Origin of the sequence: Hymenobacter latericoloratus (assembly GCF_014199535.1) — a bacterium.
Lineage (GTDB): Bacteria > Bacteroidota > Bacteroidia > Cytophagales > Hymenobacteraceae > Hymenobacter > Hymenobacter latericoloratus.
In genome coordinates, this window is the sequence record NZ_JACHNV010000008.1 from 1 (window position 1) to 24,530 (window position 24,530).

The 24,530-nt window shown below is 59.7% G+C and carries 20 protein-coding genes and 4 tRNA genes; 15 read left to right on the plus strand and 9 right to left on the minus strand.

Translation table 11 applies throughout. The features are described from left to right. Window positions 1-324: 324 nt before the first annotated feature. On the minus strand, window positions 325-801 hold the full coding sequence (locus GGU46_RS18725) for a DUF4293 family protein (RefSeq protein WP_183405100.1): 477 nt from the start codon (window positions 799-801) through the stop codon (window positions 325-327). A gap of 91 nt (window positions 802-892) precedes the next feature. Between GGU46_RS18725 and GGU46_RS18730 the strand changes: the two genes are divergently transcribed. The 4 genes from GGU46_RS18730 (at window position 893) to GGU46_RS18745 (ending at window position 5,890) form a co-directional block, all read left to right on the plus strand. Further along, window positions 893-2,092 carry a thiolase family protein gene (locus GGU46_RS18730; protein WP_183405101.1) on the plus strand — a complete coding sequence of 400 codons (1,200 nt, stop codon included), beginning with the start codon at window positions 893-895 and terminating at the stop codon, window positions 2,090-2,092. 534 nt (window positions 2,093-2,626) lie between these two features. Next, on the plus strand, window positions 2,627-3,418 hold the full coding sequence (gene truA, locus GGU46_RS18735) for a tRNA pseudouridine(38-40) synthase TruA (RefSeq protein ID WP_183405102.1): 792 nt from the start codon (window positions 2,627-2,629) through the stop codon (window positions 3,416-3,418). 101 nt (window positions 3,419-3,519) lie between these two features. Then, window positions 3,520-5,292, plus strand: coding sequence for an ABC transporter ATP-binding protein (locus tag GGU46_RS18740; RefSeq protein WP_183405103.1), 1,773 nt, complete (start codon window positions 3,520-3,522; stop codon window positions 5,290-5,292). Window positions 5,293-5,365: 73 nt separating this feature from the next. Continuing rightward, window positions 5,366-5,890: a hypothetical protein gene (locus GGU46_RS18745; protein ID WP_139925013.1), complete on the plus strand. Its 525-nt coding sequence runs from the start codon at window positions 5,366-5,368 to the stop codon at window positions 5,888-5,890. 75 nt (window positions 5,891-5,965) lie between these two features. Here the strand turns inward: GGU46_RS18745 and GGU46_RS18750 are convergent, their stop codons facing one another. From GGU46_RS18750 to GGU46_RS18760, 3 genes are all read right to left on the minus strand, one after another. After that, window positions 5,966-6,643, minus strand: coding sequence for an outer membrane beta-barrel protein (locus GGU46_RS18750; RefSeq protein WP_183405104.1), 678 nt, complete (start codon window positions 6,641-6,643; stop codon window positions 5,966-5,968). Between the two features lie 202 nt (window positions 6,644-6,845). After that, window positions 6,846-6,919: transfer RNA gene (locus tag GGU46_RS18755), tRNA-Pro, on the minus strand. Window positions 6,920-7,029: 110 nt separating this feature from the next. Next, window positions 7,030-7,103: transfer RNA gene (locus GGU46_RS18760), tRNA-Pro, on the minus strand. A 277-nt stretch (window positions 7,104-7,380) separates the two neighbouring features. Here GGU46_RS18760 and GGU46_RS18765 point away from each other — a divergent pair. Continuing rightward, the gene (locus tag GGU46_RS18765; protein WP_183405105.1) at window positions 7,381-7,773 is read left to right on the plus strand and encodes a T9SS type A sorting domain-containing protein; all 393 of its coding nucleotides are present in this window, start codon (window positions 7,381-7,383) and stop codon (window positions 7,771-7,773) included. Between the two features lie 105 nt (window positions 7,774-7,878). On the opposite strand, the gene GGU46_RS18770 is transcribed toward GGU46_RS18765, so the two are convergent. Then, window positions 7,879-9,663, minus strand: coding sequence for an ABC transporter ATP-binding protein (locus GGU46_RS18770; RefSeq protein WP_183405106.1), 1,785 nt, complete (start codon window positions 9,661-9,663; stop codon window positions 7,879-7,881). A 470-nt stretch (window positions 9,664-10,133) separates the two neighbouring features. Here GGU46_RS18770 and GGU46_RS18775 point away from each other — a divergent pair, with 470 nt between their 5' ends. The 8 genes from GGU46_RS18775 to coaE all read left to right on the plus strand — a co-directional run bounded on the left by GGU46_RS18775 (window position 10,134) and on the right by coaE (window position 17,073). After that, a complete protein-coding gene (locus GGU46_RS18775; protein WP_183405107.1) occupies window positions 10,134-11,225 on the plus strand; it encodes a Glu/Leu/Phe/Val dehydrogenase in 1,092 nt (363 codons plus the stop codon). A gap of 96 nt (window positions 11,226-11,321) precedes the next feature. Then, window positions 11,322-12,506, plus strand: a complete 1,185-nt coding sequence (nusB, locus tag GGU46_RS18780; RefSeq protein WP_183405108.1) for a transcription antitermination factor NusB — start codon at window positions 11,322-11,324, stop codon at window positions 12,504-12,506. A 127-nt stretch (window positions 12,507-12,633) separates the two neighbouring features. After that, on the plus strand, window positions 12,634-12,945 hold the full coding sequence (locus GGU46_RS18785; protein WP_139925007.1) for a YtxH domain-containing protein: 312 nt from the start codon (window positions 12,634-12,636) through the stop codon (window positions 12,943-12,945). A 238-nt stretch (window positions 12,946-13,183) separates the two neighbouring features. After that, window positions 13,184-14,188, plus strand: a complete 1,005-nt coding sequence (locus GGU46_RS18790; RefSeq protein ID WP_183405109.1) for an isocitrate/isopropylmalate dehydrogenase family protein — start codon at window positions 13,184-13,186, stop codon at window positions 14,186-14,188. 170 nt (window positions 14,189-14,358) lie between these two features. Next, entirely contained in the window at window positions 14,359-14,883 is a 525-nt protein-coding gene (locus GGU46_RS18795) for a DUF1573 domain-containing protein (protein ID WP_183405110.1), read from the plus strand. A gap of 111 nt (window positions 14,884-14,994) precedes the next feature. After that, the gene (gene yajC / locus GGU46_RS18800) at window positions 14,995-15,330 is read left to right on the plus strand and encodes a preprotein translocase subunit YajC (protein WP_183405111.1); all 336 of its coding nucleotides are present in this window, start codon (window positions 14,995-14,997) and stop codon (window positions 15,328-15,330) included. Window positions 15,331-15,489: 159 nt separating this feature from the next. Further along, window positions 15,490-16,449, plus strand: a complete 960-nt coding sequence (locus tag GGU46_RS18805; RefSeq protein WP_183405112.1) for a YbbR-like domain-containing protein — start codon at window positions 15,490-15,492, stop codon at window positions 16,447-16,449. A 33-nt stretch (window positions 16,450-16,482) separates the two neighbouring features. Next, window positions 16,483-17,073, plus strand: coding sequence for a dephospho-CoA kinase (gene coaE / locus GGU46_RS18810; protein ID WP_183405113.1), 591 nt, complete (start codon window positions 16,483-16,485; stop codon window positions 17,071-17,073). 176 nt (window positions 17,074-17,249) lie between these two features. Here the strand turns inward: coaE and GGU46_RS18815 are convergent, their stop codons facing one another. Next, on the minus strand, window positions 17,250-18,422 hold the full coding sequence (locus tag GGU46_RS18815) for a GNAT family N-acetyltransferase (RefSeq protein ID WP_183405114.1): 1,173 nt from the start codon (window positions 18,420-18,422) through the stop codon (window positions 17,250-17,252). Between the two features lie 82 nt (window positions 18,423-18,504). Next, window positions 18,505-20,142 (minus strand): hypothetical protein, encoded by a 1,638-nt coding sequence (locus GGU46_RS18820; protein ID WP_183405115.1) that lies wholly within the window; start codon window positions 20,140-20,142, stop codon window positions 18,505-18,507. 70 nt (window positions 20,143-20,212) lie between these two features. Between GGU46_RS18820 and GGU46_RS18825 the strand changes: the two genes are divergently transcribed. Then, entirely contained in the window at window positions 20,213-21,523 is a 1,311-nt protein-coding gene (locus GGU46_RS18825; protein WP_183405116.1) for a hypothetical protein, read from the plus strand. A gap of 78 nt (window positions 21,524-21,601) precedes the next feature. Here the strand turns inward: GGU46_RS18825 and GGU46_RS18830 are convergent. Further along, window positions 21,602-21,679 (minus strand) — tRNA-Val (locus tag GGU46_RS18830). A 23-nt stretch (window positions 21,680-21,702) separates the two neighbouring features. Next, window positions 21,703-21,777, minus strand: a tRNA-Val gene (locus tag GGU46_RS18835). A gap of 151 nt (window positions 21,778-21,928) precedes the next feature. Between GGU46_RS18835 and GGU46_RS18840 the strand changes: the two genes are divergently transcribed. Further along, the gene (locus tag GGU46_RS18840) at window positions 21,929-24,448 is read left to right on the plus strand and encodes a YhdP family protein (RefSeq protein ID WP_183405117.1); all 2,520 of its coding nucleotides are present in this window, start codon (window positions 21,929-21,931) and stop codon (window positions 24,446-24,448) included. The last annotated feature ends 82 nt before the right edge of the window (window positions 24,449-24,530 follow it).

Below are 24,530 nucleotides of genomic sequence, written 5' to 3' on the forward strand. Positions count from 1 at the left end.
CCAACCCCCCACACCGCCCCTGCCCCCCGCCCGACCGGGCCAGGAGTGCCTAGCTTGGCCCTGAGTGTTGGGAGCAACTGCCGCTCAACCCCCCCCCGCGCTGGTACGCCTCCCAACCACTAGCTGGTTAAAGTTAGTATAGAGATAATAGATATGTGGCTGGTTACAGTAGTGTCCTACGCAAGTGTTGCAGTTATATTGTTTATAACAACCTGTTCAAGACATATAAAGGCGAACTGAATACGACGAGAATGCTAGCTTCCGATAAGGCAACAAAAAACCCTCTCTAATATTAGAGAGGGTTTTTTGTTGCCTTATCGGAAGCTAGCGCAGGCGGTCCATGCTCCGAACTAACTGCTCATCCCGGCGAATGAATCGGCTGGCCAGAAGGTTGAGTAGTAGAGCAAGGGTTGGCAAATAATATCCTGCTTCGAAATGGCCAAGCATTTTAACGTTGAGCATTCGTTCACCGATGCTAGAGTAGTAAAACCCGGCGCCTAGTGTGCTGATGATCAACAGCAGGTTAAGAGCACCTAGCTTGAGCTGAGTAAAGCGGTTGCGGTACTGGGAAATCTCTAGTAGGGCTATAGCCGCTGAAGCAGCCGCTAGTGCGGCAATCGGCCACGTGCTTGTTGGCCGGGGGCTATTCGGCGCAGGACTAGTATAGCTCAGTTTGGTGGCGGTCATGACCAGTGTTTGCTGGCTGACAGGGTCGGTTTTGCTCCAAATAGGCAGAAACAAAACGCTGAGCATCGCAAGGGCGAGCAGCAGAAGGAATACGCTTTGGATTCTTTGTATCATCTTTGTGTTTTGATGGTTCGGCTTACAAGCTAATGGTCTAGACGACTGGCAAAAGTAGCCAACTACAACCGGAATAATCGCATTACACGCAATGCCCACTGCATACATTGTGGACGCCGTCCGCACCCCGATTGGTAAATTTGGCGGAGCCCTGAGTAGCGTCCGTCCCGACGACATGGCGGCTCACGTTCTACGGGAGCTAATCCGTCGTAACCCTTCTCTTGATAAGAGCGCCATTGAAGATGTGCTGGTTGGCGCTGCCAATCAGGCTGGCGAAGATAATCGGAATGTGGCCCGCATGGCGGCTTTGCTAGCCGGGCTGCCCCTTACCGTTCCTGGAGTTACGCTGAACCGTTTGTGCGCTTCCGGGTTGCAGAGCATCATGGATGCAGCCCGGGCGATTAGAGCCGGAGAAGGGGAGGTGTATTTGGCTGGTGGCGCCGAAAGCATGACGCGGGCCCCTTTCGTAATGGCCAAGTCATCAACGGCATTTGCGCGCGACTTCACGGCGCATGACACGACGTTGGGCTGGCGGTTTGTAAATCCCAAATTGGCGAAGATGCACCACCCCTATGCCATGGGGGAAACAGCGGAAAATGTTGCTCGCCGTTATAGCATCAGCCGCGAGGAGCAGGACCAGTTTGCTTTTGACTCGCAGCGTAAATACCAGCGTGCTTTCGAGAAAGGGCGCTTCCGACGAGAAATTGCGCCCGTCTTTATTCCGCAGCCGAAAGGTGATACGGCACTATTTGACCAAGACGAACCCCCACGGCTTTCGAGCCTAGAAAAGCTAGCGACCCTGAAGCCCGCGTTCCAAGTTGATGGAACGGTTACGGCAGGTAATTCGGCTGGGATTAACGACGGGGCAGCGGCGGTACTGTTAGTAGGAGAAGAAGCCTTGCAGCGGTACAATTTGAAGCCTATGGCGCGGGTAGTAGCCTCGGCCGTGGCGGGTGTGGACCCGGCTTATATGGGCTTGGGACCAGTACCAGCAACGCAAAAAGTATTGCAGCGGGCCGGGCTCACCCTCAACGATATGGACCTGATTGAGCTGAATGAGGCATTCGCCGCGCAAAGCATTGCCTGTATTCGCGACTTGGATCTGGACCCCAGCAAAGTGAACGTGAACGGCGGCTCTATTGCCATTGGTCACCCCCTGGGCGCGAGCGGCTCGCGCATCACGGCTACGCTGCTGCATGAGATGCAACGGCGTGACAACGTGCGCTACGGGCTGGCTACCATGTGCGTGGGGGTAGGCCAAGGCGCGGCTGTTATTTACGAAAAAGTATAAGCGAAGCGGTGCCAGGGTGTATTTAGGCCATGAATTGCCCTGGCCTTACTGCGCATGCTACCTGCCTTGCTTACTACAACGATTGTGGCGACTCCGTCTGGTATGCAAACGACCGAGCTATGTGGGAGAGCCCGCAGCATGTATTCGTAACCTCCTCTGGAGGCCGACCGATGCGGCTTGTTTTCTAACTAGATTACGACGATGCCTGGTACCTCAACCTCGCTATTTCGCTGGAGAGAGCACCAGTAAACGGCATCAAGAATATTTCCGGAAGAATACAGGTCGTTTCGCCGCGGTGCGTGTGGCGCCCGGCTATAGTTCATTCCGGTTTCGGCCGACTGCAGGCCGTGGCGCCTGTCAATAGTGGGGTGTTCGGATGCACATTGGGGCATCGTTGAGGGCGAACCACCACCGGGTTCTTTGTTGTACGCGTGGTAACCCGAGGACGACATGTAAGAACAGAAGACGGACAGTTGTCGTGCCATTGGTGCCATAGACGCTATTTACTTTGCTTTCTTTACCATCCCGCAAAACGTGCGCTACTTTCTTCATCTGGCCTACGATGGCACCCAGTACCACGGGTGGCAAATTCAACCTCGTGCGCTTACGGTTCAGCAAGAGCTGGACCGGTGTCTTTCGCAGGTTCTGCGCCAGCCGGTGTATTCGCTGGGCAGTGGCCGCACCGACTCGGGGGTGCATGCCAGCCACCAAGTAGCTCATTTTGATGCGGACGTGCCAGAGGGTCTGGACCTGCCCACCCTGCTATACCGCCTGAACCGGGCGCTGCCCCGCGACATTCGGGCGCAGGTGCTGCACCCGGTGCCGGACAAGGCCCATGCCCGCTTCGATGCCACGGCCCGCACCTACGAGTATCATGTGCGCCTCACGCCCGATCCTTTTGCGCCGAATTTCAGCCTGTACCTAGACCGAGCGCCGGATGTGGCAGCCATGAACGAGGCGGCCGCTATGCTGCTGGGAACACACGACTTCACCAGCTTTTCCAAAGTGAAGGGGAGCGAGAAACACTACCTCTGCACGTGCTATGAGGCCGGCTGGCATGAAGTGCCCGGCGGGTTGGTGTTCCGGATTCGGGCCAACCGGTTTGTACGCGGGATGGTGCGCTTGATAGTAGGCACGCTGCTGACCGTGGGGCGGGGCAAGCTGAGCCCCCAGGAATTCGGCGAAATATTTCGTAGCCTAAACCGGGTGCATGCCAGCGGAGCGGCTTTGGCCAACGGGCTTTTTCTGTGCCGGGTAGAATATCCGGCCGAGCTGCTGCAAAACGTAGCGCTGCCAACCGGTTTACCGTACTTCTCACGCGTGTAGGAAGGGTAGAGGACTTGGAGCTGGGTCTGGGCTGCCTGCGCAGCCTCACAATCAGCCCCTTTGTCTGTTACTTCGTTCTATTATCAACGCTACCCCCATTCATGGAGCAAGCTACTACGGCCACAAAAAGCGGCAACATCTTCGACTGGCAGGTGCTGCGGCGGCTGGTGGCCTACGTGCGGCCCTATCAGCGCATTTTCTATTTTCTGATTTTTCTGACGGTGGCCACGGCCGTGCTGGGCACCCTGCGCCCCTTCTTGATTCAGCGCATGGTGGACGTGACCATTGAGCAGGGCGACTGGGCGGGGCTAAACCGCATGTTCGGGCTGCTGCTGGTGCTGCTGGTGGCCCACGCCATTGTGAGCTACCTCCAGACGTACTTTGGCGGCTGGCTGGGCCAGTACATCGTCCGCGACATTCGGGTGGACCTCTACAAGCACATTCTGGATCTGCGCCTGAAGTTCTTCGACAAGACCCCGATCGGCGTACTGGTAACCCGCAACATCTCCGACGTGGAAACCCTGTCGGATGTGTTCAGCGAGGGGCTGGCGGCCATGATTGGCGACATTCTGCAGCTGGTGTTCATCGTGTCGTTTATGTTCTACATTGACTGGCGCCTGACGCTGGTCAGCCTGTCCGTGATTCCGCCCTTGCTGTTCAGCACGTACGTGTTCAAGGAGAAGGTGAAAAAGTCGTTTCAGGAGGTGCGCACGGCCGTAGCCAATCTGAATTCCTTTGTGCAGGAGCACCTGACGGGCATGAACGTGGTGCAGATCTTCAACAACGAAGAGCGGGAGCTGCGCAAGTTCAAGGCCATCAACCAGGAGCACACCCGCGCCAATATCCGCTCGGTGCTGTACTACAGCATCTACTTTCCGGTGGCCGAGGTACTGGCTGCGGCGGGGGTAGGGCTGCTGGTGTGGTATGCGGCCCAGGGGCAGATTGAAGGCACTATTTCGAAGGGGGCCCTGATTGCCTTCATCATGTACAATGCCCTGTTCTTCCGGCCCATCCGGCAAATTGCCGACCGGTTTAACACCCTGCAGCTGGGACTGGTAAGCACGGAGCGCCTGCTGAAACTGCTGGACAGCAAAGAGCTGATTGCTGATAACGGTACCTATACCCCCGCCAACCTGCGCGGCGACGTGGACTTTGAGCACGTATGGTTTGCCTACAACGACGAGGAGTGGGTACTGCGCGACGTCAACTTCTCCATCAAAGCAGGGCAGACGTATGCGTTTGTGGGAGCCACCGGCGCCGGCAAAACCAGCATTATCAACTTGCTGAGCCGCTTTTACGAAATCAACAAGGGCACCATTCGCATTGACGGCCACGACCTGCGCGAGTACGACCTCAAGGACTTACGCCGCCACATTGGGGTAGTGCTGCAGGATGTGTTCCTGTTTGCCGGCACCATCCGTGACAACATCACGCTGGGCAAAACCGATATTACCGATGCCCAGATCTGGGAAGCAGCCGACCTGGTAGGGGCCCGGCGCTTTATTGAGCGGCTGCCCGGCGCCCTCGACTACCAAGTGATGGAGCGTGGGGCTACGCTGTCGGTAGGGCAGCGCCAGCTCATCAGCTTCGTGCGGGCCATGGTGTACCAGCCGCGCATTATTATCCTGGATGAGGCCACCTCTTCTGTTGACTCCGAAACCGAAGAGCTGATTCAGCAGGCCATTGAGAAGCTGATGCAGGGCCGAACTTCCCTGGTCATTGCCCACCGCCTGAGCACCATTCAGAAGGCCGATCAAATCATTGTGCTCGACAAAGGCGAAATCAAGGAGGCCGGCACGCACGAGGAGCTGCTGCGCCACCAGGGCTTCTACGCCAACCTATACCAAATGCAGTACAAAGACGTGTTGTCGTAGGGAAGAGGGGGTAGGCGTTTCCTGCTCGTTACCTTTGTGGCAACACGTACCCTCACTGCATTTCTTTAACTGCATGAATAAGATTTTTCTGGCGCTGGCTTTACTACTCGTTATCGGTTTTTCGGTGGCTTATTGGAAGATGGGCGGCCTGAAAGCACCTACGATTACGCAGGAAACTACAGAAACCCCTTATTTCCTGGCTGGCCGTTACTACGAAGGACCTGCCAACGATGAAGCCTTCGGCGACCTGACCCGCGAGGCTTACCAGCTTCGCAAAGACGGCAAGATCCGCGGCGACTTCGGCAACATCTTCTACAACAGTCCGGAAAGCTCCCGCGACGCGGCCAAGGTGTTCGTGGGCATCGTAGTGGCCGATACTGTTTCGCAGCAGCTCCCGGCCAACTACCGCTACCGCGCCTTCGCGGCCGGGCAGAAGGTAGTACACGCCCGCATTGATGCCAGCTACCTACTGGCCCCCGATAAGCTCTATACCGGCATCAAGGAGTACGCCGCGGCCAATAAGCTCACCCTGCAGAATGTGTACCTGGAGCGCTTCCCCGACAAAGGCGAGCCTGAGGTGCTGGCCGTGGTAAAGTAACAAGCCCGGCCCTTACGCAAACCGCCCCTGCAGAAACTGTTTCTGCAGGGGCGGTTTGCGTAAGGGCCGGGCTTGTTAGCGACCCAGGTAGAAGGAAGCCCCGAGGCGCAAGTCGCTCAGGCCAAATCCGAAATCAAAGTTGCTATTGGTGCTGCGGACTTCGTAGCGGCCATTCTCATCCTTATCGGTTAGGCGGGTGTAGCTGGCGCCGCGCAGCGTTAGTTCCAAGCCCAGCTTATCGATGGGAAAGAAAACGATGCCAGGCGTCAGGTTGGCGTAGAAGCCCTGCTGACGGTTGCTGTAGTTATAGTTCAGGCCATTCTGATAGCCCGAGTAGTATACGTTCTGATAGCCGCCACCCAGTTGCCCGTACAAGGCTACTTTGTCGCCCACAAACGTGTAGTAGCGGGCGAATACGCCCCCGGTAAGCACACGGGTTTTGCGGTCGATGCCCATCACGTAGTAATTGCCGTTAGGGGTACGGTAATCATCTGTCCGCTGTCGGGTAAGGGTGGCTCCGGCGCTTACTCCCAACGCCAGGTTATCAGCCAGGAAGTAGCCAACAGAGGGGCTGAAGTCAAACTGTTCGTTTTTCGAGCCCCGGTTTACGCTGTTAGGGAAGGTAGAGGACTCTTCCGTTTTCTGGCTGGAGTAGCCAATAGAGCCGGAGAACAAAGTAGTGCCCGCGGAAATCTGAGCTTGAGCAGTGGTTGAGGCTCCTAACAGAGCAATTCCACAGAGTATTTTCTTCATGATAAGGGGTGGTAAAGAAATGATGGCGCGAAAGTACAGTTGAGCTGGCATTTGCCCACCACGGTCTGCCAGTGCGCCGGGCTAAGTCCCTAACTTCTAGGTAAGTTCATTGGGTAGATAGCAGGTTACAGTGGCCCGCAAACGCAAAAAAGCCCGCTGAACCAGAGCTCAGCGGGCTTTTTTGTAAGAGAGAATACCAGAGTCGGGGTGGCAGGATTCGAACCTACGGCCTCTACGTCCCGAACGTAGCGCGCTACCGGGCTGCGCTACACCCCGAAAATATATGCTAGCCTGAGCATATACGAGGTATTCTGTATTTCAGCTTGCCGCCTAAAAAAGCCGCCGAACCTAAGTTCAGCGGCTTTCCCGGACAGTAAACTGTTCCGTCGGAGTGGCAGGATTCGAACCTACGACCTCCAGCACCCCATGCTGGCGCGATACCAGGCTACGCTACACCCCGATAGAATTATGGCACAAATGTAAGCACTTGGTATGCTACTACGCAAGTTTAGCGTCACCTTTTTCTTGCGAGGTGCCAACAAGCGGGCCTCAGTGCGTAGTTTCTGCCGGAGTAGTGTGTTATCTTTGTGTAAGTTAGGTGAGGTAGGCGAAAGGCGGAATAACAGAAAAAAATGCCTGGCGCGTTTCTTGCTCCGGTTCAGCTACCCCGTTTTGGGGTGGATAATCCTTACTTTTGCCACGACCGTATCGTTCACACTCTTTGCATAAGGCTGCGTATGAAAACGTTTACTTTCTTAGGTTTCTTCTTGACTTTGTTTGTGCTGGGCAGCCACTCAGCACGGGCCCAGGGCGGTGCTACGGCCTCAGCGGCCACGCCCCCGGCCCTGATTACCGATAAAATGGCTGACCCCACCCCTAACACCGATGCGCTGAAGGTGCGGGCCGAAGCCAACCCGCTGACCAAGCGCCTCACCGTCCGGACGAATGCTACGGGGCCTACCCGGGTAGAAGTAAACGGCACCGATGGCCGCCCGGTCATCACTCGGGACCTGATTTCGGGCGATGCCGCGGCCGTGCTGGATGTGAGCAATTTGCCGGCCGGCTCCTACATCGTGCAGTGCACCTCCGGGGAGCGGCGCGGTATGAAGCGGGTGGTGCTTGGGCAGTAAGGTAAAACCCCCGATATCAGGAGCCGCTTACCAGTTGCACAAATAAAAAAGAAGGCCTACCCCGCTTAAATGGAGTAGGCCTTCTTTTTTGGGCTGATGACAGCACTACGCTTCTTCGCTCTGCAGCTGCCGCTCATAGAGGGCGCGGTAAAGGCCCTGCTCGTCGCGCATCAGGTCTTCGTGGGTGCCGTGCTGCACGATCTGGCCATCGTCGAGTACCAGGATTTCATCGGCCAGCTTCACGCTGCTCACGCGGTGCGAGATGATGAGGCTGGTGCGGTTGTGCATGATGCGCTGCAGGGCGCCCAGGATGGCGTTTTCGGTGTTGGTGTCCACCGCTGATAATGCATCATCGAGAATCAGAATCTTGGGCTCTTTTACGAGGGCCCGGGCAATGCTCACGCGCTGCTTCTGGCCGCCCGACAGCGTGATGCCCCGCTCGCCTACCTTGGTGTCGAAGCCCTCCGGGAAGCGCAGGATGTTTTCATACACGTTAGCGTCCTTGGCGGCCTGCAGCATCTTGTCCTCGTTGGGCTCATCGAGGCCGAAGTTGATGTTGTTGCGGATGGAGTCGGAGAACAGAAATACATCTTGGGGCACGTAGCCGATTTGGCCGCGCAGGGCTCGTAGGGAAAGGTCGCGCACATCAACGCCATCAATCAGGATGCTACCGCTGGTGACATCGTAGAGGCGGGAGAGCAGGGCCGCCACGGTGCTTTTGCCGGCGCCGGTGTTGCCGATAACCGCCAGCGTCTGGCCGGGCCGGATGCGAAACGATACGTTGCGGAGGGCCTGGATGCCGGTGTCGGGGTAAGTGAAGGTAACGTGGTCAAACACAATGTCGCCCTTGATGTCCAGCTCCAGGTTCTGGCGCGACACAATATCCGTCTGCTGGTGCAGAAACTCGTTGATGCGAGCTTGGGAGGCCTCAGCCCGCTGCACCAGAGAACTGGTCCAGCCCAGGGCCGTTACGGGCCAGGTAAGCAGGTTCACGTAGATGAGAAACTCGGCAATGCTGCCCGTGGTGATGGTGCCCCGGATAACCTCCTGCCCGCCCAGCCATACGGTAACAATGGTGCTCAAACCAACCAGAAACAGAATCAGGGGGAAAAACAGGGAGTTGACGAAGTTCAGGCTCAAGGACTTCTCCTTGTAGTGTTCCGAAGCCTCCGCAAACTGCCGGTGCGAATCTTCTTCCCGCACAAACGACTTCAGTACCCGAATGCCCGAAAAAGCCTCCTGCACGAAGGTGGTCATGGAAGCCAGGGAGCGTTGAATCTCATCGGACTTCTTCTCAATCAGGTTGTTGACGTAGAAGATGCTCACGCTCAGGATGGGCAGGGGCAGCAGGGTGTAAATCGTCAGCTTCACGTTCACCATGAACATAAGCGGCACGATGAGCACGAACAGAATCACGAGCTGCATGAAGTACATCAGCGCCGGCCCGATGTACATACGTACCCGCCCGACGTCCTCCGATATCCGCGACATCAGGTCGCCGGTGCTGTGGCGGCGGTAGAAGCTCAGCGGCAGCGACTGGTAATGCTGGTAGATTTCGTTTTTCTGGTCGTTTTCCACGTGCCGGCTCATCACGATGAGCGTCTGGCGCATGAAGAATAGGAAGATACCGCGCAGCAGGGCCATCACCAGAATCAGAATGCCGTAGAGCAGCACGTTGCGCCCGAACAGCTCGTACACCCCGCTCTGAGCCTGAGTACCCGCGTAGAGGTGGTAGAGGTCGATGCCTTCACTGACCAGATCGAAGGCGTAGCGCACAATCTGGGCCGGGAAAATGGCCAGCAGGGTGCTCAGGGCCACAAACAGCACCCCCCCGAGGAAGTGCCACTTGTAGCGAATCAGGTACTTATTGGTAGCGGAGAGGGCGCGCACGAGGGGAAAGTTAGAGGTACAAAGACGGATAGAAACGTCTGACCGTTGCTGGTGGGGTAGGGGTTCTGCTACCCCTGCCAAAGTAAACGAACCAGGCAGCAAAGCCCGTGTCGCTCGTCAGATTTGCAATAGCGGGCACGAAAGAGTAGCAGTTTGGCAATTAGAAAGTTAAAACACTGCGAAAGGGTTTCGGGGTAGCACTGGCAGTAGAGCTAAGCCGTTCGGTTCCAAACCTCTAAACTCAGGGGAAAGATGGTTCTTGGCTGGTTGAAGTCGGAAAATCGGAGTACTTTTGCACCCGCATTGTGGGAGCCTTCAGCAAGGCAGTTAAGCTGCACGGATCATTGAACGACGGGAAATAGCCACTGGGCGTTGTCACGCGTTTAACGAAGCAGTGAGGCGCCTATTACCCGAAGACGCTGCCGCAAAGGTACACTAACCACCCCCACCCCTTCACCTCCCTTCTTGGTATGGTAGAAACGAACGTGTTGACCGAATCGTCGGTCTTTGGGCAGATTGCCGAGTATCAGCATGAGCAGGTAGTTTTCTGCCATGACCACGAAACGGGCCTGCGGGCCATTATCGGTATCCACAACACGGTGCTGGGCCCGGCGCTGGGTGGCACCCGGATGTGGCACTACACCACGGAGGCCGAAGCCCTGAACGATGTGCTGCGTCTTTCGCGCGGCATGACCTACAAAGCGGCTATTTCGGGCCTGAACCTGGGTGGAGGCAAAGCCGTCATCATCGGCGACGCCAAAACCATGAAGACGGAGGCCCTGCTGCGCAAGTTCGGCCGCTTCGTGCAGAACCTCAACGGCAAGTACATCACGGCCGAAGATGTAAACATGACCACCAAGGACATGGAGTACATTCGGATGGAAACCAAGCACGTTTCGGGCCTTCCCGAGAGCATGGGGGGTAGCGGCGACCCGTCGCCGGTAACGGCCTACGGCACCTACATGGGCATGAAAGCCGCCGCCAAGAAAGCTTTCGGCTCCGACTCTCTGGCCGGCAAGCGCATTGCCGTGCAGGGGGTAGGCCACGTGGGCACTTACCTACTGGAATACTTACAGAAAGAAGGTGCTCAACTGGTTCTGACCGACTATTACGAAGACCGTGCCTTGGAGGCAGCCGCTCGTTTCGGGGCAAAGGCCGTGGGCCTGAACGAAATCTACGACCAGGATGTAGATATCTACTCGCCGTGCGCGCTGGGTGCTACCCTGAACGATGACACCCTGCGTCGCCTGAAGTGCCAGGTAGTAGCCGGTTGCGCTAACAACCAGCTGGCCGATGAGAACGTGCATGGTCCGGCTCTGGTGGAGCGCGGCATCATCTACGCCCCCGACTTCCTCATCAACGCCGGTGGCCTCATCAACGTGTGCTCCGAGGTACAGGGCGGCAACCGCCAGTCGGTAATGACCCAGACCGAGCGCATCTACGACATTACCACCCAGGTGCTCAATAAAGCCGAGCAGGAAGGCAGCCACCCCCAGGCCGCTGCTACCCGCCAGGCTGAGGAGCGCATCGCCGCCATCGGCAAGGTTAAATCAACATATTAATTGAGTTGCCAGTTGCCGGTTATCAGTTGTCTGTTTGGTGAGTTTTCTCCTCAACGACACTGGTTACCGGCAACTGGCAACTGACAACTCAACCCCATGCTCAACCGTCGCACGCTTCGCATCAAGGTCATGCAGGCCCTGTACGCCTACCATCAGGCCGTAGGGTCCGATTTTTTATTGGCTATTGACCAGATTGCGGAGGCTTTCGCGCCCGATTTGAACTCGCCCGAGCCCCAGGACCGCAAGCAACTGCAAGGCCAGCGCAAAATGGCCGAGGTCATTTTTAAAGAGTGGCACAAAACCGCCGAGGAGCCGGAAAAAACCGACGACGCGGACGTGAATGATGCCGTGCGCGACGCCATCAAATACTACCAGCAGGCGGTGGCCAAAGATGCTTCCTTCTACGGCGGACAGATGGTACACGCCGCCGAGAGCATTCACGATCAGTACATTCACCTGCTCAACATCCCCGAGGCGCTGCTGCAGGTAATTGAGGAGGAAAAGGTGCGCGACTCGCGCCGCTTTACCGCGGCCAAGGAGCCTTTGCTGGACGCCACGCGCCTGCAGGAAAACCCGGTTATCGAGAAGCTCATCAACAACATTCAGCTGCAGGACCTCACCATTCGGCGCTCCCTGAAGTGGCACGGCGAGGACGAGCTGGATGCCCTGCGCAACGCTTGGCGCAACGAAATGAAGCAGGACCCGGAGCTACTCAGCTACCTGGCGGCCCCGGCCGGCAACTACCAGGAGGACCAGGAAATCCTGAAGCACATCTATAAAACCTACGTGTTCAAGGGCGAAAGCCTACCGGCCTACATTGAGGAAGACGACCTGAACTGGGAGGAAAACCGCGCCATCGTGAAAAATCTGGTGGTGAAGACCGTCAAGATGCTCGACGAGGCGGCCGATGAAAACCTGGTCCTAATGTCGCTTTCCGCCAACTGGCAGGAAGACAAGGAGTTTGCCGAAAGCCTGTACAAGCAGACCCTGGCCGACGACGAGAAGTACGAGAAGCTGATTGCTGAATCGGTGCAGAACTGGGACGTGGAGCGCGTAGCCCTCACCGACAAGATTCTGCTGAAAATGGCCCTCTGCGAAATGCACCTTTTCCGGGCTATTCCGGTGAAAGTGACCATCAACGAGTACATCGAAATCAGCAAGATGTACAGCACGCCCAAGAGCAAGCAGTTTGTGAACGGGATTCTGGATAAATTGGCGCAGGATCTGACGGCTAGCGGTGCCATCCGCAAGTCAGGCCGCGGGCTGCTGGATAACCAGTAGAGCTGGCTGGCGCAGGAAGTGGGAGAAGGCAGATACATTCTGAATTTTCTATATCCTGCGCCGCCATTCTACGTAGTTATCCTGACTCCCTACCTTCTTTCCACCCTCGTACTCATTTCTCTGCATCATGAGTAGCAAAACCACCACCGGCATCCTCTGCTTCGCCGGCGGCGCCCTCACCGGGGCCGTTATCGGACTTCTGTACGCACCTGAAAAAGGCCGCGAAACCCGCAGCTGGCTGAGCTATCAGCTGGAGAAATACCGTGAAACTCTGGCCGACCTGACCGAGAACCTGGTGACCAGCCGCGCCGACCAGGGCCCCAGCTCGGCCAAGAGCGAAGGCCAGCGCGTGATTCAGGACGCCAAGAGCAAGGCCGAACAGCTGCTCGGCGATGTTGATCAACTTATCAACCAGATCAACTCCCGGAAAACGATTTAAGCAACCATGCTGACGCGCTAATGTGCTGATGTGCTGATGGACAGGAAACTGCCGCCAGCGCGTCAGCACATTATCATTTTTACTACCCGCCAATCGTGGGTACCTTTGCGGCTGGTAAGCCACGGTTTTCCGCCTCTCATCAATTAGCCCGGAAACTACCGCTGCTTACAGAAGCAACAAGGCCGCCTTCGGGCCCGCGCCTACCCCCCATTTGCCCCATTAACCCCAACTCAATAGAATGCATCTCATCACTCTCATCCCCGGCGACGGCATTGGCCCCGAAATCACGAAAGCAGTAACCGATATTTTCGCGGCGGCGCAGGTGCCGGTGCAATGGGAGGAGCAGAACGCGGGCCAGACGACCTTCGACCAATCGGGTGAGCTGCTGCCCCAGGCCCTGCTCACGTCGCTGGAAAAAAACAAGGTAGCCCTGAAAGGCCCCATTACTACCCCGGTAGGCAAGGGCTTCCGCAGCATCAACGTAACGCTGCGCCAGAAGTACGACCTCTACCAGAACGTGCGCCCCTCCAAGACCACCGAGGGCATCCAAACGCGCTACGAAGGCATCGACCTGGTGCTGTTCCGCGAAAACACCGAAGGCCTGTACGCCGGCCTGGAAGTGTGGGATGAGCACAACGGCATCGGCGACTCTATTGCCCGCGTGACGGTGGCCGGGGCGCGCAAAATCTGCCGCGCGGCGTTTGCTTACGCTGCCAAGCACGGCCGCAAAAAAGTAACGCTGGCCCACAAAGCCAACATCCTGAAAGTGCCCGGCAAGATTATGCTGGATGCCGCTCAGGAAGCTGCCCGTGAGTATCCGCAGATTCAGTACGAAGACAAGATCATCGACAACATGTGCATGCAGCTGGTCGGCAAGCCCGAGCAGTTCGATGTGATTGTGACCACCAACCTGTTCGGCGACATCCTGTCGGACCTGTGCGCGGGTTTGGTAGGTGGCCTGGGGGTAGTAGCCGGTGCTAACATCGGCGACGAAATGGCGATTTTCGAGGCAGTGCACGGTTCGGCTCCCGATATTGCCGGCCAGGGCAAGGCTAACCCCACGGCTCTGCTGCGCTCGGCCCTGATGATGCTGCACCACATTGGGGAGCACGAGCACGCCAACAACATTGAGCGGGCCCTGGAGGCTACCCTCAAGGACAAGTCGAAGTGCACTGGTGACCTGGGCGGCTCGGCTTCTACCAGCGAGTTCGCGCAGGCTATCATCGAGAACCTGAACAAGTAATTATGGGTTTTCATCCTGGGTGGGGGTAGGAGCCTGAGCGCCTATCCTCAGCCGGGATGACAGCCTGAGCTACTCACCGGCAATGAATTATGCCGTACTTTCACGGGTAGTAAACTTCTTTTTTCAGTAAGCGCCTGACGCACACAATTCAGCGCCTTTTTTCGATTATCATGAAACGCAATCTGTTTTCAGCTTTCCTGCTCTCCGGCGCGCTGCTGCTGGGCGCTTGCAACAATAACAAGACCGAGGTTGGTGCCGAGGGCATGAACGCCGCCGCTGCCAACGCCAACGACGCCACGGCTGCCCCGGTAGTGGACAACCCCAACGTAGCCAACGAAACCGAAGCCCCGAACCCTAACGCGCCGGTAATGACTTTCGCCGTATCGGAGCACGACTTCGGCGACATTAAGCCCGGCGACGTGGTAAAACACACCTTCGAGTTCACCAACACCGGCAAGTCGCCGCTGCTGATTGAAAACGCTACGGCTTCCTGCGGCTGCACTACCCCCAACTGGACCAAGGAACCCATTGCTCCGGGCGGAAAAGGCACCATCGACGTGCAGTTTGACTCCCACGGCAAGTCGGGCATCCAGAACAAGGAGGTAGCCATTCAGGCCAACACCCAGCCCAGCATCACGAAGGTGGTTATCAAAACCAACATTCTCTCCGACGGCCAGAACGGCCCGACGCGCTAACTTACTTGAGCAAGTAAGAGGTTAGAAGGTTGAGGCTCAGGCTGGTATACGCTAGTGGGGCTTCAGCCTTCTACTTTTTTCTTTTCTACCTTTCTCAGCACACCAACTCCTATGTTTGCTACGCTTCTGCTCCAGGCTGCCCCGGCCACTACCACCGGCGGCCTGCTTTCCTACCTGCCCTTGGTGGCCATGGTAGTGGTTATGTATTTCTTCATGATCCGGCCCCAGCAGCGCCGTTCGGCGGAGGCCAAAAAATTCCGGGCCTCGCTGGCCAAGGGGGCTAATGTGGTAACCATCGGGGGCCTGCACGGCAAGGTGGTGGACGTGAGCGAGGAAACCGTAACCGTGGAAGTGGACAAGGGCGTGCGTCTGCGCTTCGACCGCTCAGCCATTGCCCGCGAAGTAGCCGGCAAAAACTCCGCGCCAGCACCGGCCCCGGCCGCTTAGGCCGCACCCCGGCCCGGAAATATCCCGAAGCCGCGCTTTTCGCGTACGTCTCAACGATGAGGGTAGTACCTTGTCGGGCCGGTAGGGCCGGCCGGGCGTTCGGAAGCGGGGCTTCGGGATGCTTGTTTTCTCACCTTACCCGTTTGCCTTGTGTCGTCTGTGCGTCCTGACCGTGTGCTGCGCTGGTTTGTGACCCCGTTTTTCGGGCAGGAGCGCAGCTATTGGCGCGCCGTTACGGCCTGCTTCCTGGTGGCCAGCACCTTCTGGCTGCTCAACGCCCTCAATAAAACCTATACCACCCGCATTACTTACCCCCTGGCGTGGCGCTACGATGAAAGCCGGTTTATTCCGCTGCAGCCCCTACCCCGGGAAGTGCCCGTAAACGTAACCGGCCGCGGCTGGAAGCTGCTGCGGCGCCAGCTGATGCTGGATGTGAAGCCCGCCGAGCTAACCCTAAGCACCCCGGCCGCAACCCGCTACCTGACGGCCCGCGCCATCCGGCCGGCCCTGCAGCAGGCCATGGAAGGGCTGCAGTTCAACTACCTGCTTTCCGATACGCTTTGGGTGGAGCTGGACCGGCGTATCAGCCGGCGGCTGCCCCTGGGGCTGAGCCCGGCCGCCGATGGCGCGGCCCTGCCCTATGATGCCCGTTTCGAGCCGGCCAGCGTAGAATTTCGGGGGCCGGCCAGCAAGGTGAATCAGCTGCCCAATCCCTACCCCGTGCACTTGCCGCAAGCCCCGGCCGGCTCGTCCACCGGCGACATTCGGGTGCCCATTGGCGGGCCTGATCTGGTGCAAACCAACGTGCAGGATGTGCGGGTGCGCCTGCTGCGCCGCCCGGTGGTAACGATGCCGGTTGAGGTAGTGCCCGAGCTGCTGGATGCCCCCGAAGGCCAGCAATACCAGTTTTCGCCGAGTACGGTGCGGGTGCAGCTGCAGTTTTTCCCCGAAGACACGGCCAGCTTCCGGCGGGAGCAGGTGCGGGTGCAGCTGCACTACGGCCAGTTCACCAACCAGGATTCCAGCCTGCAGCCCTTCCTGGCCGAAAAACCCGCCCGGGCCCGGGGCTACCTGGTGCTTACGCGTGGGGTGCAGGTACACGCGGTGGAAAAGCAATAGAGCGCCCGCAAGAACATCACTCCTGAACGTACGATGCTGAAAATTGGAATTACGGGCGGAATCGGCTCGGGGAAGAGCGTAGTGTGCCGGCTGTTTCAGGTGCTGGGCGTACCGGTGTACGACTCCGATGCCCGTGCCAAATGGGTTATGGCCCACGACGTGCTCCTGCGAGATGAACTGGTAGCCGCTTTCGGTCCCGAAACCTTTGACGCCCAGGGCCAGCTCAACCGCACTTACCTGGCGCGGGTGGCCTTCCCTGACCCCGCCCAGCTAGCCCGCCTCAACGCCCTGGTGCACCCCCATGTCGGCCGCGACTTTGCGCAGTGGGCTGCGGCCCAGCAGGCCGAGGGCTACCCCTATATTCTGAAGGAGGCCGCGCTGCTTTATGAGTCGGGGGCCTACCAGCAGCTGGACCGCGTGATAACCGTATTTGCGCCGCTGGAAATCCGGCAGGCGCGGGTGCTGCTCCGCGACCCGCACCGCACCGCCGACGACATCCAGAACATCATCGGCAAGCAAATGAGCGAGGAGGAAAAACTACGGCGTGCCGACTACGTCGTTCACAACGACGACCAGCATCTGCTTATCCCGCAGGTGCTACGGCTGGATGAGGAGTTCAGATAGTGCATGAGTGAAGTATCATGGCGAGCAGCACGACGCCATCTTTCCTTTCTGTGTGACCAGCCTGATAAACTGACAAGCCCTTACCTCCACGCCGGAAGTAAGGGCTTGTCACATGCTAAGGGGGTAAGGTGGTGGTCAGGAAGGATGGCTTCGCTGCTCTCGCCATGACAACTCGCTCACCGAATGATGGGGCTGCGCTCGAAGGGACGGGTGCGGTCGAAGAGGTAGCGGTACGTGACGTGGGTTTTCAGGATGCGGGCCCCGATGGAGCGCGTAACGGCCAGCATGCGGGGGTTGAAGTCGCCAATCCAGTTCATTTCGATGTCGGTGTAGCCGGCGCGCATAAACTGGGCGCGGGCGTGCACCATCAGGGCCGACTCAATGCCCTTGCCCTGCCACGCGGGCACTACCCCGAAAATGACGCCAAACATCTTTTTATCGGGGCGCTGGTCGTATTTCCGCTTTTCCCACAGGAAGCGCAGCTTGCCCCACAGGTTGAAGTTGCGGCCTACGTGCTTGAAAATCTGGTTGAGCTCGGGCAGGCTCACGAAGAAGGCAATGGGCTCGTCGTTGTGATACGCAAACCAGAGCAGCCGCTCGTCCACCACGGGCTTCATTTCGCGCACTAGGTCGCGGGCCTTGTCCAGGGGCATGGGGTTGACGCCGCTGTGGTTGGCCCAGGCCAGGTTGTACACATGGTGAAAGTCGCGGGCCAGCTTCTCGGCGTCGCGCTTGCTAGCGTGCTCAAAGCGGAATGCCGGGTACTGCTGGGCGTACTTGGTGGCCGCCTTGCCGAAGCTCTCGTGCAGAGGCGCGGCCACCTCGCGGTAACAGGTGTACTGCTTGAAATACACCTGAAAGCCGTAGTTTTCAAAGAGTTGCTGGTAGTACGGCAGGTGGTAGAACATGCCGTAGTTCGGCTCCGTGAAGCCCACCGTCAGCAGGCCCCAGTACCGGTCCCGCTCCCCGAAGTTGATGGGGCCGTCCATGGCCGCCAGCCCGCGCTGGGCCAGCCAGGCCCGGCAGGCCTCGAACAAGGTATTGGCGGCGGTTTGGTCGTTGATGCACTCAAAAAAGCCCATGCCGCCCACGGGCAGGGTCGGGTCGGTCTGGGGCGTCTCGTGGTTGATAAAAGCTGCCACCCGCCCAATTACTACCCCGGCCTCGTTGGTCAGCACCCAGCGGATGGCTTCGCCGTGGGCGAAGTTGTGGTTGCGCCTGGGGTCGAAAACAGCTTCTATCTCGTGGTCGAGGGGGGCAATCCAGTTGGGCTGATCCTGGTAGAGGCGCGAAGGCAGGTCGAGGAACTGACGGACGTGCTGCGCGGTAGTAACTTCAAGCAGAGGCATTTAAGAGGAAGTATGCAGTGTTCAGAAACGGCTTCCGGCACTCAGGCGCCGGGGCGGGCCACAGCCGGGGGCGGGGCGCGTATCAGCGGCCGGGCCGGCGATACACGGAAAGAATGGTTATTCCGTTTACGCGCCGGCAATATACCAGCCGCCCGATGGAGTCGGAGTAGGCTTCGGGGTGCCAGCGGTAGGTGGTCAGGAAGTAGCGGGCCTGGGCCACAGGTACCATGCGCAGGCGGGCCCGCTCGGCCGGCGGCAGCAGCAGCTGGGCATTGTGCAGCATAAGGCTGGTAACGGCCTCGGTGGCTACTGGCACGGTAGCGCCGGAGTCCTGCCGAAGAATCCACTCTACCCCCTCCCGACCCGAGAGGCCCCAGTAGTCGCGCTCAAAGAGCCTGCCGGCCATAGAGCCCGGCAGGAAGCTATAGTACATGTTCTGATAGGGGTGGTCGAGGATCATGCGTAGCGCCGTGTGACCTACGCCTACCAGCAGCAACCCTGCCCCGACATACCCGAGCCTGCGCACCCCGAGTCGGGAAGTATTGCGCACGTAGCGCCCGGCCACCAACAGCCCCCGGGCCGCCAGCAGCAGGAAAGCCGGATAAATAAAGTACAGGTGGCGCCAGCCGTCATAAATTACGGAGTGCAGCAGCACAATGGCAGCCAGCGGCCCGAAAAACCAGGCCAGCAGGAGCAGGTCGGTGCGGCCCGTGGCCGAAGCCAGCCAGGCCCGCGGCTGCCGCAGGGCCTGGCGAATCACTGCCCCCACACCGGTTGCAAAAAGGACTGAATAGGGTAGGGGGGTAGTAATCAGCAGCCAGACCAGCGCGTAGTGCCAAGGCAGCCGCTGCACCGAAATTTCCTGGCCGAAGTACACCGTAAGCATGTGGGCGCGGTAGCGGCTGAAGCTCAGAAAGGCGGAGAGAAAGTTGCCCACCGGGTTTTCCCAGAGGTAGGGCCAGCCCGCCACCACCACGGCCCAGGTCAGCCCGAAGAACAGAGCCAGCGTTAGGCCCAGCCGGCGCCGCACTTCGACCCGGAACCAGCCTTCCAGCCCTGCGAAGCCTACGGTGAGGCCAATTAGCAGCACGCCCATAGTGCGCACATCAATAGCGGCCCCTACGGCCAGGGCGTGCAGGGCGGCATTCGGCCAGGTGGGCCGACGGAGCCACCGGGTGAGGGTACCCACGCCAAACGTGAAAAACCCCAGAAAAACCAGGTCTTTGTAATTGTAGAACGACTCAGCAAACAAGCGCGGGGAAAGTACCAGGGCCGCCGCTACCACCAGGCCCCAGCGCCAGCTGCCCAGGTAGCGCGCCGCCAGCCGGTAGAGGGCGTAGGTGCCGGCCACACAGGTCAGCCAGATGGTGAGGTGGCGCAGGAAATACACGTCCCGCGAGTCTTCGGCGCCTATTACCTTCTCCAGCACCACCAGGGGCAGCTGAAAAAACACCCCGTGGTCCACGTCCTGGTTTTCGCTCATGTCGGGTATTTCGGCGAAGGTAGGCTGGCGGCGGGCCAGCTCGGGCGCTAGCTTCAGGGCTACGTACTTGGCGTTAATGATGCCGTTGAGCCGGTCCAGCTGCTCGTCCCAGCCCACGCCGTAGTCGCGGTGCAGAGCTACCCCCAACATCCCCAGCAACCCGAAGAACAGGCCCACCACCCAGCGGGCCCGGGGGCGGGCAGGGATAGTGGGGCGGGGCGGAGCGGGCAAGGGCATAAGAACAAAGGCCGTAAAAGCGGAAAACGCGGCTAAATTCGGCAATTCATTTCCAACTCACGCCCTGCCCGTGGTGCTACGCTCCATTCCGCGCTTTATCTGGCCCCTGGCGGCCCTGCTGCTGCTGGTGCGCCTGGCCCTCAACCTGGGCCTGAACCCAGGGCTGGAGTGGAACTACGATGAGCGCCGCAACGGCCGCATTGCCGACAACTACCTGGCCGGCCGCGGCTACGTCAGCATCGACCCCGAGCGCAAGCAGCTGCGCCCCGATTCCTTCCACGCCAGCTTTCCGGTGTTTGTGTACGTGGGCTGGAGCCGGGCCGGGCTGCCCCGCCACTACTTTACCCTGCTGGTATATGCTCTGGCGGCCGGTTGCTACCTGGTGGGCGGCCTGTATGTGCAGCGGACCCTGCGCTACTTCGGCCTACCCCCCCGGGCGGCCTGGGCAGGGGCCGGGCTCTGGGCTGTGTCGCCGGGAGTGGTGTACTACGTGGGCGCTTTCTGGTGGTACGAGAATATTGCCCTGCCCCTGCTGATTGTGGTGGTGTACAAGCTCCTGCGCCTGCACGGTGGCCGCCGCCTGCTCCCGCCTGATGCCGCCATTATCCTTGGGGCCGTGGTGCTCTCGTGCCTGCTGCGGGGGTACCTGCTGGCCGTGTACGGAGCAGTATTCGCGGTTTTTCTGGTGCTGATGATGCGGCGGCCGGCAGCGGGGCAGCGGCGAACAGCCTGGGGCTTAGCCCTGGGGGTAGCCCTGGCGCTGGGGGTAGCGCACGGGCCCATTCTGCTGAAAAATTACCGGCAGTTTGGGGCCTACACGCTCAGCAACCAGGCCGGCTTCGAGCTGCTGCAGGGCCACAACCCCGTGGCACAGGGCCGCTTTATGTTCGACTGGAACGACCGTACCGCTCCTTTTGACCAGTACGTGCGCGCCGCCATTCCCAACCTTGACTCCCTGAACCAGTACCAGGAAAGCCAAGCCCGCGCCCACCTGGCCCGGCAGTGGGTCGCAACTCATCTGCTGGAAGAAGTAAAGCTGTGGGGGCGGAAAACGCTGCTGTTTTTTTCGCCCGAGAACTTCGTGGCCGACGCCCCGCGCACGCCCTGGAGCCCCTTTACGGCCTTGGTGCACCTGGCTTTCTTCGCGGCCCTGCTCCTGACGGTTATTGGCTACCGCGGCCTGCGCTTCGCAGCATCTGATGCGTTGCTGCTGGCCCCGCTGCTAGCGGCCTGGCTGCTGAGTCTGGTGTTTTTTGTGGGGTTCCGGTGGCGGTTTTTCGCTGAGCCGGCCCTGCTGCTGTTTCCGCTGATTGTGGCGCAACGGCTGTGGGTTCAGCTTCAGCGCCAGCGGGCCGCACGCGGTATTGCTACCCCTCCGTAGCCAGCCAACCCTACGAATGGGTAGGCCAAGCAGGCCCCGGAAACAAAAAAGGACAGCCGGCAACGGCTGTCCTTTTACTGGTGGGAGATACTGGGTTCGAACCAGTGACCCTCTGCTTGTAAGGCAGATGCTCTGAACCAGCTGAGCTAATCTCCCGAGGGGTATGCGTACTAGAAAAGTGGGAGATACTGGGTTCGAACCAGTGACCCTCTGCTTGTAAGGCAGATGCTCTGAACCAGCTGAGCTAATCTCCCGTTGGGCGTATCCCGTTTGGGATGGCAAATATGGGAGGTCATTTTCGAATACGCAACTCTTTACCCCATCTTTGAGCAGAGAAATTTTGCTGGCAACCCTGCGTTAGACAGAAAACTACTTGCCAGTCAGAAGTTTCGGGGAGCAAATGCGGTGAATAAATTTCTGAAAATTTCTTTCCTGACGCTTGGAGTGCTGCTGGGCGGCGCGTTGGCCGGAGTGTGGCTGGGGCAGGAGCACATCATTACGTTGTTCGTGCAGGCCCTGAACCGGCATTTGCAGGTGCCGGTGCGGGCAAGCCGGCTGGAGGTGTCGGTGCTGGACCAGTTTCCGCGCTTGTCCGTGACGCTGCACGATGTGGTGGTAGCCGGCTCCGAGCCCACAGATACCGTAAAGCTGGCCCGGGCCCGGCGGCTGTACTGCGCTTTCGATGCCTGGGATTTGCTGGCCGGGCGCTACCACATCCGGGCCGTTACCCTGGCCGATGCCCACGTGCGGGTGCGCCGCAACCGGCAGGGGGTAGGCAACTACCACGTGCTCCGCCCCGATACGGCCACAGCACCCGCAACCGAGCCCTTCGGGATGGAGCTGGAAGGCATTCAGCTGGAACGGGTGCACGTACTCTACGAGGATGCCGGTCATCGGCAGCACTTCCGCCTCCGGACCCCCAGCCTGCGGGCAGCCCTGACCATCACCGATACCCGCTTGACTATTGCTGCTCAGGGCCGGGCTTACGTGGAAACTCTGCGCTTCGGCACCGACGACTATTTCCAGCAGAAAGAGCTGGGCATCAGTACAGAACTAACCATTGACCGACCGGGGCAGCGGCTCGCCCTGGCGCCCTCGCGGGTGCAGGTGGGGCCCGCGGCCTACACCCTGGGCGGCACTGTTGCGTACCGGGCGGCCCCGGTACTGGACTTGCACTGCCAGGCTGCGGGGGCCGACGTGCAGTCGGTGCTGGCGCTGCTGCCGCCCCGCCTGAACCGGGCGCTGGCCGGCTACCGCAGCCGCGGCGAGGTCTATTTCGGGGGCACGGTGCGGGGGGAGGTATCGGCGCGGCGCAACCCCACGGTGGCGGTGCGGTTTGGCTGCCGGAATGCTTCGTTTTTTCACCCCCGCTACCAACAGGCCGTGGAGCACGTAAGCCTGACGGGTTTTTTCACCAACGGCGCGGCGCAATCGGCAACCACGGCCGCGCTGCATCTTGACAGCATCCGGGGGCAGTTAGGTGGGCGGCCCTTCCGGGGGAGGCTGCAGCTGACAAACTTTGCGGCTCCCCGCCTGCAGCTGCAAGGCCGGGCCGAGGTGGACGTGGCCCGGGCCGTGCGCTTTTTTCCGGTAGCGGCCATCCGGCAGGCCCGCGGCACGGCCTCCTTAAGCCTGCGGCTCAGCGGCCCGGTGCGGGAGCTGCGCCACCGGCCTACCCCCGCCCAGGTTAGCGGGGAGCTGCGGCTGCAAAATCTGCACCTGCATCTGCGCGACTTCCGGCAGCCCTTCACGCGCCTGAGCGGCCAGCTGCAGCTGCGCGGGCCTGATGTATTGATTCCAACGCTAAGCGGCCACCTGGGCAACTCTGATTTTCGGGGAAGCGGCAAGCTGCGCAACCTGGCGGCCTGGCTATTGCAGCCCGGGCAACCGTTGCGGCTAGAGGCCGTGGTAGCCAGTCATCTGTTAGATTTCAACCAGCTGCTATACACCTACCAGCCGGCAGCTTCCGGCGTGGCCGCCAAGGGCAGCCACCACCAGGCGACCGGGCTGCGGGTACCGGCCCGCATTGCCGTGGCTGTGGAGGCTACCGCCGACCAGGTACGGTTCCGGCGGCTGCGGGGGCGCCAGCTGCGGGGTAACCTGCAGCTGCAGGGACAGGTGTTCAGCTCCACGGGCCTGGCGCTGCGGGCAGCCGGGGGCCGGGCCAGTGTGCGGGGCACCGTGGATGCCCGCCAACCCCGGCTGCTGAAGGCCAGTACCACCGTGAGCTGCCAGCAGGTACCGCTCGATAGTCTGTTTTACGTGTTTGAAAACTTTGGGCAGCAGTTCATTACCCAGCGTCACCTGCGCGGCAGCCTGACGGCCACGGCCGAGGTCGATTCGTACTACGATGCCCACCTGACTCCGCTGACCGACCGGCTGGAGGCCGAGGTGCACGCCACCGTGCGCAACGGCGAGCTGCTCAACTTTGAGCCCCTGCAAAAGCTAAGTTTTCTGGCCAGCCGCGCTACCCTGCGCCACCTGCGCTTTGCCCAGCTCCAGAACCGCCTCTACATACAAAGCCGCACGGTGTACGTGCCCGAAATGGATATTCGCTCCAACGTGAAAGCCGCTTCTCTGATTCAGGTGACGGGAACCCACACGTTTGATCAGCAACTGGAGTACCACGTCCGGATACCGTTGCTGCCCGGCCTGCTGCCCCAAGCCATAGCCGGCGCCAACGGGCCCATGCTGCGCCTGGCCATTCAGGGCAACGAGCGGGATTTTGCCGTGCGCTACGAGCGGGCGCCCCGCGCGGCTGCTTCGCCCCAGGTAACGGGCCCCAGTAGCGCGGCTCCGCCTACCCCCATGCCCGACCCCACCAGCCCGGTAGCTCCCAGGCCGGCGACCCGGCCCAGCTTCGAGTTGAAAAAGCCAGCCAAGAAACCCGCTCAGCCCCAAGCCGGCGAATATTTTGATTTTTAGTTGCCAGGCAGCTGGAAGCGGAGCTGGTTATGCCCGGGCGACTTGCCTTCAGGGTAGGCCGGTGGGTAGCGGGGCCCTACCG